The sequence below is a fragment of the Bradyrhizobium sp. AZCC 1578 genome (genome assembly GCF_036924675.1).
Lineage (GTDB): Bacteria > Pseudomonadota > Alphaproteobacteria > Rhizobiales > Xanthobacteraceae > Bradyrhizobium.
Genome location: NZ_JAZHRZ010000001.1, coordinates 7,476,240 through 7,489,002, shown reverse-complemented (window position 1 = coordinate 7,489,002; position 12,763 = coordinate 7,476,240). Strand labels below are relative to the sequence as shown.

Annotated in this window: 11 protein-coding genes; 7 read left to right on the top strand and 4 right to left on the bottom strand. The window is 62.6% G+C overall.

Translation table 11 applies throughout. The features are described 5' to 3' along the window. Window positions 1–364: 364 nt before the first annotated feature. Window positions 365–2,419: a DNA topoisomerase IV subunit B gene (parE, locus tag V1290_RS35730; RefSeq protein WP_334368774.1), complete on the top strand. Its 2,055-nt coding sequence runs from the start codon at window positions 365–367 to the stop codon at window positions 2,417–2,419. Window positions 2,420–2,645: 226 nt separating this feature from the next. Beyond that, a complete protein-coding gene (locus V1290_RS35725; RefSeq protein WP_334368773.1) occupies window positions 2,646–3,446 on the top strand; it encodes an outer membrane protein in 801 nt (266 codons plus the stop codon). A 19-nt stretch (window positions 3,447–3,465) separates the two neighbouring features. Here V1290_RS35725 and V1290_RS35720 read toward each other — a convergent pair whose 3' ends face one another. After that, entirely contained in the window at window positions 3,466–3,900 is a 435-nt protein-coding gene (locus V1290_RS35720) for a hypothetical protein (RefSeq protein ID WP_334368772.1), read from the bottom strand. A gap of 189 nt (window positions 3,901–4,089) precedes the next feature. Here V1290_RS35720 and V1290_RS35715 point away from each other — a divergent pair, with 189 nt between their 5' ends. Together V1290_RS35715 and V1290_RS35710 are read left to right on the top strand one after the other, a co-directional pair. Further along, the gene (locus tag V1290_RS35715) at window positions 4,090–4,275 is read left to right on the top strand and encodes a hypothetical protein (RefSeq protein WP_334368771.1); all 186 of its coding nucleotides are present in this window, start codon (window positions 4,090–4,092) and stop codon (window positions 4,273–4,275) included. Between the two features lie 155 nt (window positions 4,276–4,430). Then, on the top strand, window positions 4,431–5,201 hold the full coding sequence (locus V1290_RS35710) for an SDR family NAD(P)-dependent oxidoreductase (protein ID WP_334368770.1): 771 nt from the start codon (window positions 4,431–4,433) through the stop codon (window positions 5,199–5,201). Between the two features lie 92 nt (window positions 5,202–5,293). Here V1290_RS35710 and V1290_RS35705 read toward each other — a convergent pair whose 3' ends face one another. Then, a complete protein-coding gene (locus tag V1290_RS35705) occupies window positions 5,294–6,082 on the bottom strand; it encodes an outer membrane protein (RefSeq protein WP_334368769.1) in 789 nt (262 codons plus the stop codon). Between the two features lie 187 nt (window positions 6,083–6,269). Further along, a complete protein-coding gene (locus V1290_RS35700) occupies window positions 6,270–7,487 on the bottom strand; it encodes an FAD-dependent oxidoreductase (protein ID WP_334368768.1) in 1,218 nt (405 codons plus the stop codon). A 372-nt stretch (window positions 7,488–7,859) separates the two neighbouring features. On the opposite strand from V1290_RS35700, the gene V1290_RS35695 reads away from it, so the two are divergent. Further along, on the top strand, window positions 7,860–8,639 hold the full coding sequence (locus tag V1290_RS35695; RefSeq protein WP_334368767.1) for a hypothetical protein: 780 nt from the start codon (window positions 7,860–7,862) through the stop codon (window positions 8,637–8,639). Continuing rightward, window positions 8,630–9,112, top strand: coding sequence for a transposase (locus tag V1290_RS35690; protein ID WP_334368766.1), 483 nt, complete (start codon window positions 8,630–8,632; stop codon window positions 9,110–9,112). The genes V1290_RS35695 and V1290_RS35690 overlap by 10 nt, the downstream gene beginning before the upstream one ends. Before the next feature lie 171 nt (window positions 9,113–9,283). Here V1290_RS35690 and V1290_RS35685 read toward each other — a convergent pair whose 3' ends face one another. Beyond that, window positions 9,284–10,780, bottom strand: a complete 1,497-nt coding sequence (locus V1290_RS35685) for a caspase family protein (RefSeq protein ID WP_334368765.1) — start codon at window positions 10,778–10,780, stop codon at window positions 9,284–9,286. Window positions 10,781–11,165: 385 nt separating this feature from the next. Here V1290_RS35685 and V1290_RS35680 point away from each other — a divergent pair, with 385 nt between their 5' ends. Then, entirely contained in the window at window positions 11,166–12,650 is a 1,485-nt protein-coding gene (locus V1290_RS35680) for a DEAD/DEAH box helicase (protein ID WP_334368764.1), read from the top strand. The last annotated feature ends 113 nt before the right edge of the window (window positions 12,651–12,763 follow it).

Here is a 12,763-nt window from a genome sequence, read left to right as displayed (position 1 = left end):
AATGCCTTCCCCCGCCCCGTTCACACCCTTGAACTTTGGTCTGATTCAAGGCTATGCGACAGCTAAGCCAGCCGCTTGCGTGACTTCAAGTCACAAGGGCTGGCACGGGATGTGATAGCACCGTGCCGGCTTGCCGGAGCCACGATCAATACGCCGCGAAAAACCCTGTTCTGTCCAGGTGATAGCCGAGGGCGTTACGGTCCTCTGTTCAGAGCCGCGCGAGACTGGTACGGCCTTGCATCCGGTGCAACAGCAGGGAAGTAGCGCATCGCGCCAGCCCCGCCGTCACCTTTTCAGGCCATCCGTGGCATAGTCAGGCAGACCGATTCGCTCGCGCGAGATCGCGCGCAACACTTAAAGAGCCATGTCCAAGCCATTGAAATCAGCTACAAAATCAAAATCCGCCAACGATCTCTTCGGGGCAGAGGCGAAGGGCCGCGCGGCGCCCAAGGCCGCCTCGCGCGGAACCAGCGCCGAGGCCGGCTATACCGCGGCCGATATCGAGGTGCTGGAAGGCTTGGAACCGGTGCGCCGCCGCCCCGGCATGTACATCGGCGGCACGGACGAAAAGGCGCTGCACCACCTGTTCGCCGAAGTCATCGACAATGCCATGGACGAGGCGCTGGCAGGGCATGCCTCCTTCATCGAGGTCGAACTGAGCGCCGATGGTTTTCTGACCGTCACCGATAACGGCCGCGGCATCCCGGTCGACCCCCATCCGAAGTTTCCGAAGAAGTCGGCGCTCGAAGTCATCATGTGCACGCTGCATTCCGGCGGCAAGTTCGACTCCAAGGTCTACGAGACCTCGGGCGGCCTGCACGGCGTCGGCGTCTCCGTCGTCAATGCCCTCTCCTCGCGGCTCGAAGTCGAAGTCGCGCGCAGCCAAAAGCTCTACCGGATGAGTTTTGAGCGCGGCCATCCCAAGGGCAAGCTCGAGGACCTCGGCAAGATCAACAACCGCCGCGGCACCCGCATCCGCTTCAAGCCGGACACTGACATCTTCGGCGCCAAGGCGGCCTTCAAGCCGCAGCGCCTGTTCAAGATGACACGCTCGAAAGCCTATCTGTTCGGCGGCGTCGAGATCCGCTGGCGCTGCGACCCCGCGCTGTTGAAGGGCATCGAGGACGTGCCGGCCGAGGACAGTTTCCACTTCCCCGGCGGCCTGAAGGACTATCTCGGCGCCGCCATTCACGCCGATACGCTGGTGCACCCGGATATCTTCTCCGGCAAGTCGGGGCGCAACGGCGCTCATGGCGCCTGCGAATGGGCAGTCGCCTGGACCGCGGATGCCGACGGCTTCCTCTCCTCCTACTGCAACACCGTGCCGACGCCCGACGGCGGCACCCATGAATCCGGCATGCGCAGCGCGATGCTGCGTGGCCTGAAAGATCATGCCGAACGTATCGGCCAGGGCAAGCGTGCCGCGCCCGTCACGTCGGAAGACGTCATGGTGGGAGCTGCGGTGATGCTGTCCGTGTTCGTGCGCGAGCCGGAATTCCAGGGCCAGACCAAGGATCGTCTCGCCACGGCAGAAGCCCAGAAGATCGTCGAACAGGCGATCAAGGACCCGTTCGATCACTGGCTGTCGGGCAATCCGCTGCAGGCCAACAAGCTCCTGGATTTCGTCGTCGAGCGCGCCGACGAGCGGCTGCGCCGTCGTGCCGAGAAGGAGATCTCGCGCAAGACGGCGGTGAAGAAGTTACGACTGCCCGGCAAGCTTTCCGACTGCACCAACAGCGCTCAGGAAGGCTCCGAGCTCTTCATCGTCGAGGGTGACTCGGCGGGCGGCAGCGCCAAACAGGCGCGCGACCGCAAGACCCAGGCCGTGCTTCCCCTGCGCGGAAAAATCCTCAACGTCGCCTCGGCCGGCAAGGACAAGCTGATGCAGAACGCGCAGCTCTCAGACCTGATGCAGGCGATCGGCTGCGGCACCGGCGCGCATTATCGCGAAGAGGATCTGCGCTATTCGCGCATCATCATCATGACGGACGCCGACGTTGACGGCGCACACATCGCTTCACTGCTGATCACATTCTTCTACCGCCAGACGCCGCGACTGATCGACGAAGGCCACCTCTATCTGGCGGTGCCGCCGCTCTATAAGCTCACCCACGGTAGCAAGTCGGTCTATGCCCGCAACGATGCACATAAGGAAGCGCTGCTGAAGAGCGAGTTCAACGCCAATGCCAAGGTCGAGGTGAACCGCTTCAAAGGCCTCGGCGAAATGATGCCGGCGCAGCTCAAGGAAACTACCATGGACCCGGCCAAGCGCACCCTGCTCCGCGTGGTGCTGCTGGCCGACGACCGCGAAGGCACGGCTGATTCCGTCGAGCGGCTGATGGGAACCAAGGCCGAGGCCAGATTCGCCTTCATTTCCGACAAGGCGGAATTCGCCAGCGACGAGCTGCTGGACGTCTGATTCATCGAAAACAGGCGATTTTCGAGCAATTTCCGGCCATTCTGGCCGGTAACTGGCGAAACCTGCCCGTATTTCGAGCTTTTGCCAGCCGTTCCTTTTCGGCCCAGTGTGCTTCCCCCGCAACAGCAATTTGGCCGGAACTGCGTATAGTCACGCTACTGGATTTTGGGAATCGGCGCTCGCGCACCTCTAGAGCGGTGGCGCACCTAGGGTAAGGGACTTGAAAATGAAAAAGGTACTGCTCGCTCTGACCGCGGTGGCGGCAATGACTGGATCGGCCGTTGCGGCTGACCTCGGGGCCCGTCCCTATGCCAAGGCTCCGGCGCCGGTCGCCCCCGTTTATAACTGGACCGGCTTCTACATTTTCGGCGGCGCTGGCGGCGGACTGTGGGCAGCCGACAGCAACCTGGTGACTAACCCCGGCGGCGTCGCGATCAGCCGTGACCAGAGGATGGGCGGAAGCGGGTGGTTCGGAACGGTCGGTATCGGCTACGATTGGCAGTTCGGTGGCAGGTGGGTGGCCGGTATCTTCGGTGACGGACAATTCGGTGACATCCGTGGCTCCATCAACGAACCGGATTTCGCTTTCGAGGGACGCGAAAAGCTTCGGACCAGCTATGCGGCTGGCGTGAGGCTGGGTTATCTCGTCGCGCCGAATGTGCTGTCTTACGTGAACGGCGGTTACTCCGGTTCGGAGTGGTCCGGAGCCAGCTATTCTACATTGGGCGCGGCAGGCGGACCGGTGGTGTTTACTACCCCCTCCTTCACCCGCAACGGCTGGTTCATCGGCGGCGGCGTCGAGAACAATCTGGACATCTTCGGAATCTCCGCACCAGGCTGGTTCATGAAGACCGAATATCGGTCGGCTTTCTATGACCGCGCTACCCTCCCGGAGACGTTCACGCCTGCCTTCGGCGGCGGAATCACCGGCAATTCGGTTACCTTCAAGCCTTGGGTGCAGACCATCAGCACCTCGCTGGTCTACCGCTTCAACTGGGGCGGCGCTCCGGTCGCCGCCAGGTACTGATCTCTGCCAACTCGGCAGCTCAAAAGCCCCGGCATCGTCCGGGGCTTTTTTGCGTCTGTGAGCAACCGCACCAATCGAGCTCGAGACGCGCCGCTTCCTCAACATTGAAGCCTTCGGGCGTGGCGGACGCGAGCAAACGGTAGTAGGTCACGAGCGCGGGCAGCGCGGCGTTGGCGGCCTCGCGGGAGCGCGTCGGCTGGAAGGCTTTCGCGGCCCTAGCCGCCGCCAAGGCGATCCGGAAACTATCGAGCGGCGAGAAGCCGAACTGCGTCCGCGACAGCTCGTAGAGATGGTAGAACAGCGCGGGATAGCGTTTGTCGTAATAGTCGCGCCACATCACCGTCTCGAGCCGCGCGATTTCAGGCGGATCGAAAGCCCGCAAATCAGCTTTCCGCGGCCACGACACATAGGCGCCAATGGCAACCAGAATCAACGCGAGCGCTAGACAGATCATTCGGCAGCTCATGATGATCCTTGATGATCCTTGGCGATGCCGCAACTTCAGGCCTTGCGAAGCCGGCCGGCTTTCTATTCGATCGGAAGCTACGGCCGCCGCCGGCAATGGTTTCCTGCAGCGGCCCAAAGACAACCGAAGAGAATGCCGCACCGCGTCCCCGCGCCAGGCGGTAGGAGGGAGGAAGCCATGGCCAGATCCCTTTCAATCATCGGCTTTCTGGCGCTTGCGATCGGCCTGTTGTGGATCGGCCAGGGCACCGGCGCGATCCCTTGGCCATCATCGAGCTTCATGATCAACCAGCTGCAATGGGCCGGATATGGCGCGGTGCTCGTCGCCGTCGGCCTGATCCTGATCTGGCAAGGCAACCGCTAGATTCGTAGGGTGGGCAAAGCGACTTGTCCGCCGTAGCTCAACGAGCGAAGGCGGAAGCGTGCCCACCATCCTTCACTCGCTCTGAAAATGGTGGGCACGGCGCGAAGCGCGCCTTAGCCCACCCTACGAAAACCAAAAGTAAACGGACGACAACAATGACCACAAAACTCTTCGACCTCACCGGCAAGGTAGCCATCGTCACCGGCGGCAATGGCGGCATCGGGCTCGGCATGGCCCGGGGCCTCGCGGAGGCCGGCGCGGCGATCGCCGTGGTGGGCCGCAACGAAGCCAAGTCGGCCGATGCGGTCGCGGAACTTGCGCAAGGCGGCGCCAAGGCGATTGCGGTGGCGGCTGATGTCACCGACAAGGCAGCGGTCGCGGCGATGACCGAGCGCGTCGTCCGCGATCTCGGCCGCATCGATATTCTCGTCAACAACGCCGGCATCAACATTCGCAAGCCGCCGCATGCGCTCGATATCGCCGAGTGGAACAGCGTGATCCAAACCAACCTCACCAGCGCCTTCCTGTGCTCGCAGGCGGTCTATCCGGCGATGAAAGCGGCCGGCGGCGGCAAGATCATCAATATCGGCTCGATGATGTCGATCTTCGGCGCCAGCTTCACGCCGGCCTATGCCGCGAGCAAGGGCGGCATCGTGCAGTTCACCCGCTCCTGCGCTTGTGCCTGGGCAGCCGACAACATCCAGGCCAACGCCGTGCTGCCGGGCTGGATCGACACTGATCTCACCAAGCGCGCCCGCCAGGAGATCGACGGCCTGCATGAGCGGGTGCTGGCGCGCACGCCGGCGGCGCGCTGGGGCGGGATAGACGACTTTGCGGGCATCGCGGTATTTCTATCCTCGGCAGCGTCGGATTTCGTCACGGGCACGGCGATTCCAATTGATGGCGGATATTCAATCATGGGGTAGCCAAAGACGGCTTGCCGGATTCTCCGCCTGCACGAAAAAAGCCCCGGCCAAGGCCGGGGCTTTTCCATCGTCTCTGGATTTCAGTACTTGGATCAGTACCTGGCGACGACCGGCCCGGTCGGCCACGGATTGAACTTGTAGCTCAACCGAGCCATCACAGCGTCGACATCCGCATCGACGTTGCGGAAGGTCACCCCCCCAAGTGTGCAGGTGACCAACGCCAGGTTACAATTGTGCTGCTTGCTGTCGAATTCGTAGTGCTTGTAGTCGACGCCGAGGATCAGGTTGTCGAGAACCGCGTATTCGAAACCAACGCCGGCATACCAACCGCCATGCGAAGCACCGGCATGGTCCGTCGTAATGCCGGTTCCGTTGACGAGGATCTGGGTGTCGATGTCAGCCTGCGCGTAGCCGCCCTGGCCATACACCATGAAGCGGTCCCAGGCATAACCGACCCGCCCACCGATGTACCAGATGTCGTTGATGCGGCTTTGGCAGGAAAAACCAGCACCTATCCCGCAGCGCTCACCGATCACGCCAGCGCTGCTGGTGGTGTTAAAGCCGTTGTCGAGGGCGTTGTAGCCGCCTTCGATACCGAGGACGAAATTGCCCCACTGCTTCTGGATTCCGGCAAAGCCGCCGTAAATCAAAGCGGTGTCGCTGTTGCCAGTGCCCCAGAGGAAGGGCGGAGCATTGAAGAAGTTTCCGGCGGTGTCGTGCCAGGCGCCGCCAACCGCGCCGCCGACATAGATGCCGGACCAGTCATAGGTAACGACCGGGGGCACCACGGGCGCCTTCGCGATGCGCGCCGGCATGTCTGCGGCGAACGCGCTCACCGCGCCGGCGGCAAGGATGGAAGCAGCGAGTACCAGTTTCTTCATTGCATTTGCCCCTTTAGTGAGCACTGCGCGGATGAGCAGCGGGTGAGCATCAAATCGAAATCATGACCTAAATTACCCAGATTCCAGCCCCTTGGCTGTCACCCGATTGCTACAGTTGCGCGCAATGTTATCTCCGGTTGAGGATACCAAAACACAACCTTCGGGTTGTTTCGGCAGGGGCCCCAGCTCAATTGCCGGCGCTGCGTGGCGAATGCACATGCTCTGGGCGCACGCCTAAGCCCACAAACCGCGCCGTGACGCCCTGCAGCCAGGGCACCGCGGTGACCAGCCGCATGACCAACGGGACCTTCAGCGGCTGGTTGCCCGGCTTCAGCGCAGCGTTCACGATGTTGTCCTGCACGACGACCTGCATCCGCTGCGTCATCTTCACCGGAAATTCGCGCCGCCGGCGCACCGCGTCGAGTTCGTCTTCGGACGGGCAGCCACTTACCAGCTTCGGCGCCAGCAGATTCGCCGTCGCCACCGCATCCTGAACCGCGAGGTTGACGCCGACGCCGCCGATCGGGGACATCGCATGCGCGGCGTCGCCGATGCACAATAGCCCCGGGCGCGTCCAGCGCTTCAGCCGGTTGACCGCAACCCTCAACAGCTTCACGTCGTCCCAGCTCTTCACCTCGGCAAGTCCCGGTCTCAGGACCGGCGCCATGCGCGCGATGTCGTCGAGCAGCGCGGGCAGTCCCCTCGCCCTGACCGCGTCGTACTGCCCTTTGGGAATGACGAATGCGCATTGCCAATAGTCGCCGCGGTCGAAGGTCACCATCATCCTGCCGGGATCGACCCGCGCAAACAGGCTCTCGCTTTCGTTCTCCCGCTTGCCGGCGCGAAACCACAAGACATCCATCGGCGCGCCGATTTCCTCGACCTCAAGGCCAGCGCATTCGCGCACCAGCGAATGGCGTCCGTCGCAGGCAACGGTCAGGTCGGCCTCGATATCGATGATACCATCCGGCGTCTTCGCCTTCACGCCCGTGACGCGCTCGCTGTCTCGAACGAGATCGATCGCTTCCGTCGACATCATTACCTTGAGCGAGCCGAACCGCTTGCCGCTTTCGCGCAGGAAATTGAGAAAGTCCCACTGCGGCATGAAGGCGATGAAGGGATATTTGACGCGAAGCCTGCTCAGGTCGGCGAGCCGCACCGTTTCGCCGCCGAACATGCCTTGCATCTTCTGCAAGCGCTGGTGCGGCAGTTTCAGGAAGCCGTCGATCAGCCCGAGTTCGTCCATCACCTGCAGCGTCGAGGGATGCACGGTGTCGCCGCGAAAATCGCGAAAGAAGTCGGCGTGCTTCTCCAGCACCACGACGTCGATGCCGGCGCGGCCCAGCAGATATCCGAGCATCATACCGGCCGGCCCGCCGCCGACGATACAGCAACGTACTTTCATCGCTCGCTCCTGTCGCCGGTTTGCCCGACGAGGCAGCATCGATCATCTGCCAGGCATCGGCAATGCAATATGCGGCGCGAAAGCCATCGCGCGGATGTTTGGCTTGTCGAAAACTGAACCACATCCACCCCGTCGTCCCTGCGTTCGCACTAGGGCATCTACACGTCTTGGGGACGCGACAGATTGACTCGGGGCGGCATGATGTGCGTTCGCCGCAGCGTTTTGTATGATTCTCTCTCTGGCGCTTTGATTCGAAGGAGCGCCAGAGATGCAGCAGGAACCGGATTTGTCCCTGGGTAAGTTTGGAGACGTTCGCCTCGATAAAAGGGGGCGGCGCTTCTCCGGGCTATGCTTTGCACGCGCAGTGTCTGTTTGCGCCAGATGGCGCAGGGCAACTGGGCCGCGAACATGGCGTTCTGGCGGTTTGTGAACAATCCGCAAGTCACGATCGACAAGCTGATTGAAGGCTGGAGCCTGCAGACGTCGATGGCGGTCAGCGGGCGTCATGTGCTGTCGATCCAGGACACCAGCGAGATCAACTTCCACACTCGTCCGGGACATCGGCGCGACTTGGGCAAGGTCGGCAAAGGCAATGCTCGCGGCGTGCTGCTGCATGCCATGATGGCGGTCGATGCCGATAGCGGGGTCTGTCTCGGGCTCACCGGCGGTGAGGTGTGGACGCGCAAGCGCAAGGCCAGGATCGCTCACGAGAAGCGCGCCTTGGCCGACAAGGAATCGGCGCGCTGGGTGACGACGGCTAAGCAAGGCTGCGAGGTTCTGGTCGCTGCTCGTATGATCACCGTCGTCAACGACCGCGAGGGGGATTTCTTTGCTCACTGGTCGCTGACACCCGCTGACAATGTCCACCTCCTGTCGCGCGCCATGCACGACCATGCGCTGGTCGATGGCGGCACGCTTTATCAGGCGGTCGCGCGGGCCCGCTTCTGCGACAAGGCGGTGATCGATCTACCAAAGCGAATGGATCGCCACGGTCGCCAGGCCCACCTCTCCATGCGCCTCGGAACCGTTGTGCTCAAACGACCGCAGCGCCCCGGCGTGAAAGACCTGCCACAGGGCGTCAAAGTCAGCTTCGTGGAGGTCGTCGAGTTGCACCCCCGAAGAGCGCCAAGCCCATTCATTGGTTGCTCCTGACCACTCATCCGGTCGTCACCGCCGCCGATGCCTGGCGGATCGTCTCCTGGTACAAGCAGCGCTGGATCATCGAACAGCTCTTTCGCTCGCTGAAGAGCCAGGGTCTGCGCATCGAGGATAGTCAGCTCGACAGCGCTGAAGGCCTGATCAAACTCGTGGCGATCGCCACCAGAGTAGCATGTATCGTCATCCAGCTCGTTCAAGCCCGCAATGGCGGCGAACAATTGCAGGTCGAATTTGTGTTCACGCCGGACGAGATTGAAGCGCTCAAGGCCATCAACAAAACCCTGAAAGGCCGCACCGAGCTCCAGAAGAACCACCATCGCCCCAACACTGTCGCCTGGGCGGCATGGATCATCGCAAAGCTCGGCGGATGGACCGGTTACGCCTCTCATCGCCCACCTGGACCAATCACCTTCCACATGGGAATGGCTCGCTTCCAACTCCTCGTATATGGCCCGGCAAGCGTGTAGATGCCCTAGTGCGAACGCAGGGACCCATACGCCGCGGCCGTCGTTGTCGTGCTGGATCGATAACGGCTTCCTTCAAACAACGTACATTTGTGGTTATGGGTCCCTGCGTTCGCAGGGACGACGGAGGAGAGCTGCTCCGAGGTGCCCGTGATGCAATCGAGGCCGCGTCCGCTACCGCCTAAAACTCTTGATCTCGGAGACGCTGCCGTCGCGATAGGTCAATTCCACCGAAACCGATCTGGTCGCCGGCGCAAGCTTCAAATAGGGCTGCGCATCGTGTGGAATGACGCTGGGATCGCGAGTGTTGCAAGGCGGCATTTTCAGCACCTTGTCGGGCACCGCGCTGTCGATGCCGACGCGCACTTCGCGGATCGCGCAGCGGTACGACATCAAGTGCGTATAGTAGACCAGAAGCCCGTTGTACTCGCGGAACGACAGCCAGCTCGTCGCGGTCATATCGAGAATCTTGCGCTGGTCGCGGATCAGCGCAGCCTCGGGATCGAACCGGATCGGGAACGGCCCCTGCAACTCGCCATTGGTGTCGACATAGCGCACCTGGATGATGGCCGCCGAAGCATCGGCCGGCAGTTCGACCGACGGGTTGGGCATCCGCTTGCGGGTCCGCGGATCGAGCGTATCCATGAAGCCGGTCTCGCGGAAATCGCCGCTGTCGCCGATCCGCCAGGAAATACCGAGCGTCGGATCGGCGATCGAGAACACCACGGTCCAGCCGCCATTGTGACGCGAGAACATCGCGATCGGCGCGTTGACGGAATCGTTCTGCGGCTGCAGGCGCTGTACCGGAGGCAAAGCTGCAAGCTTTTGCAGCGGCTCGGCGGGCTTCGCCGCCTCAGGCTGGGCCTTCGCCAAACCATTCAGAAAAACGTCGTCGACCATCTGGTCGAAGTAAACCGGGATCTGCTTGTGGCGGACGGTCTCTGCCAGTTCGCTGACCGCGCGCCGCGTGCGTTGCGCGACCTGCACGAGATTGACGCCGGGCTGCGTCAATTCCTTCGCGAAGGTTCGCGTGAACACCGAATTGGGATTGGCGTCGTCATTGGAAAGCCGGTCGAGCGCGGTCTGCCGCGGCCCGGCCGAGAAGATCGAGAACACGCCTTCCGGCAATTGCGTCATCGGCGCGAGACCGCCGCCGCCGGCAACCGCACGCGTACCGGCGCGCTCGAACGGATTGTTGCGGCAGGCATCGAACACCAGGATGGCAGTGCGCACCTTACGGTTCTGCATCCGCTCGATGATGCGGTCGGCGAGGATCGAGGCGTCGCGCACGAGCTCTTCCTGGCCTTCGGTCGCCGCCGGCACGTCAGTCGGCAGCAGGAAATTCTGGCCCGCGATTTCAAAACCGTGGCCGGCATAGAAGAAGAACGCGGTGTCGCCGGCGTCGACCGCCTTGTCGAAGGCCAGCAGCGTCTGGCTGAACGCCTGCCGGTTCTGGTTTTCCGCCACCATCACCGTGAAGCCGAGCTGCTTGAGCGTATCGCCCATGGTGCGGGCGTCGTTGACCGCCTTCTGCAGCTTGGGCACGTTCCGGTAGTCGTTGTTGCCGACCACCAGCGCGACACGCTTTTCCGCCTGCGCGGGGACGGTGAGGGCCGCCATGCAAGCTGCAAGGGTCGTCACCGCGAGCAATCTGGAAAGCCAACGCTTCATCGAAATCCCCCAGCGCACGAATGGTCCTGGTTTAGGCCGTGCAAAGCCGCTTCATGCCATAGTCGGCATCCCGATGCCCACGGTTCAACGGCTCCGGTTGATAGGAATACAGCGGCTCGGTTTGACGGCCAAATGACGGTTTTGGCCGTTATTTGTGCGAAAACATTAAGCTTTTTCGCTATATGGTCAGTTCCCAGATTGACTTTGGCCATTTCGACCCTATGTTCGCGCTCAACGCGGCCTTGGATCGAAACGCGATTCTCTAGGTTAGCCGCTCGTCTGCGTAAGTCAGAGCCCCCAGCTTTTCAAAAGCGCGCCGTTTCGGGGCAAAACGCGACAGCCTTTTTACCTTCGATTCCGAACGGCGGTGTCGACTAGAGGCTCAATGTCTTTTTCCCATCTCGGTCTTTCCGATAAGGTCCTCGCCGCAGTTGCGGCCACCGGTTACACCACCCCCACTCCCATCCAGGAACAGGCGATCCCCCCCGTTCTGGCCCGCCGCGACGTCCTCGGCATCGCCCAGACCGGCACCGGCAAAACCGCCGCCTTCGTCCTGCCCATGCTCACGCTTCTGGAAAAGGGCCGCGCCCGGGCACGAATGCCCCGCACCCTGATCCTCGAACCGACCCGCGAACTTGCGGCACAGGTGAAAGAGAATTTCGACAAGTATGGCGCTGGCCAGAAACTCAACGTCGCGCTTTTGATCGGCGGCGTCTCGTTCGGCGACCAGGATTCCAAGCTGACCCGTGGCGTCGACGTCCTGATCGCAACTCCGGGCCGGCTGCTCGACCACACCGAGCGCGGCGGCCTCCTGCTCACCGGCGTCGAACTGCTGGTCATCGACGAAGCCGACCGCATGCTGGACATGGGCTTCATCCCCGATATCGAACGCATCTGCAAGCTGGTGCCGTTCACGCGCCAGACCCTGTTCTTCACCGCGACGATGCCGCCGGAAATCAGCCGCATCAGCGAAACCTTCCTGCACAATCCTGAACGAATTGAAGTCTCGCGCCCGGCAACCACGGCGACCGGCGTGTCGCAGTTCAAGGTCAACGGCGGCCGTGAGCCGCACGAGAAGCGCGAGCTTCTTCGCCGCCTGTTGCGCGACGCCAAGGACCTCAACAACGCAATCATCTTCTGTAATCGCAAGCGCGAAGTCGCTGTCGTTCACAAATCGCTGCAGAAGCATGGCTTCAGCGTCGGCGCCCTGCATGGCGACATGGACCAGTCGGCGCGCACCGCGGCGCTCGATCAATTCCGCAAGGGCGAGATCCCGCTGCTGGTGGCCTCCGATGTCGCTGCCCGCGGCCTCGACATTCCCGCCGTCAGCCACGTCTTCAATTTCGACGTGCCGCATCACGCCGACGACTACGTGCACCGCATTGGCCGCACCGGACGCGCCGGCCGCGCCGGCACCGCGATCTCGATCGTGACGCCGCTCGACAGTAAATCGATCGCTGCAATCGAACGACTGATCGGGCAAACCATTCCCCCCGCCGAAGGTGACTACGCCGTACATTCGGACTCGTCCGAGGAGACCGATCAGCCGCGCGAGCATCGCGCGCGGGAAGGCTCGCGTGGCGGGCGCAAGCCGCGGCGCGAACGCGAGCCGCGACACGCCAGGGATTCTGATAAGCGCCGCGACAAGAGCGCCGATCGTGAACCGCGGCAGGCCAAGGGCACGGGCCGCAGTGCGAGGCCGCAGCCGGAGGCCGCCGCCTTCTCGCCGCCCGCCCCTGCGCAGCCTTCGCGCGTGCCATCGATCGGGCGACCCGAACCGCGGCGCGCTCACCGCGAGGTCGAATCGGAGCCTGCCGATCACTCGCACCTTCCTGCATTCCTGTTGCGGCCCATTCGCGCCCGCGTCTGACAAGCGTCGATTTCCTGCGGCCGGAACTGTTTACCGGCCGTTCATCCTCCTCCGTTAACCTGCGGCGATAATTTTAATCATTGCTGCACGGCAACGACCGGCGCTGCTCGCTA

What these genes read in the sequence shown, in the direction of transcription:
- V1290_RS35685 (WP_334368765.1), bottom strand. Translation starts at nt 10,780, where the DNA reads ATGAAGCGTTGGCTTTCCAGATTGCTCGCGGTGACGACCCTTGCAGCT.
- V1290_RS35680 (WP_334368764.1), top strand. Translation starts at nt 11,166, where the DNA reads ATGTCTTTTTCCCATCTCGGTCTTTCCGATAAGGTCCTCGCCGCAGTT.
- V1290_RS35710 (WP_334368770.1), top strand. Translation starts at nt 4,431, where the DNA reads ATGACCACAAAACTCTTCGACCTCACCGGCAAGGTAGCCATCGTCACC.
- V1290_RS35720 (WP_334368772.1), bottom strand. Translation starts at nt 3,900, where the DNA reads ATGATCTGTCTAGCGCTCGCGTTGATTCTGGTTGCCATTGGCGCCTAT.
- V1290_RS35705 (WP_334368769.1), bottom strand. Translation starts at nt 6,082, where the DNA reads ATGAAGAAACTGGTACTCGCTGCTTCCATCCTTGCCGCCGGCGCGGTG.
- V1290_RS35725 (WP_334368773.1), top strand. Translation starts at nt 2,646, where the DNA reads ATGAAAAAGGTACTGCTCGCTCTGACCGCGGTGGCGGCAATGACTGGA.
- V1290_RS35715 (WP_334368771.1), top strand. Translation starts at nt 4,090, where the DNA reads ATGGCCAGATCCCTTTCAATCATCGGCTTTCTGGCGCTTGCGATCGGC.
- V1290_RS35700 (WP_334368768.1), bottom strand. Translation starts at nt 7,487, where the DNA reads ATGAAAGTACGTTGCTGTATCGTCGGCGGCGGGCCGGCCGGTATGATG.
- parE (WP_334368774.1), top strand. Translation starts at nt 365, where the DNA reads ATGTCCAAGCCATTGAAATCAGCTACAAAATCAAAATCCGCCAACGAT.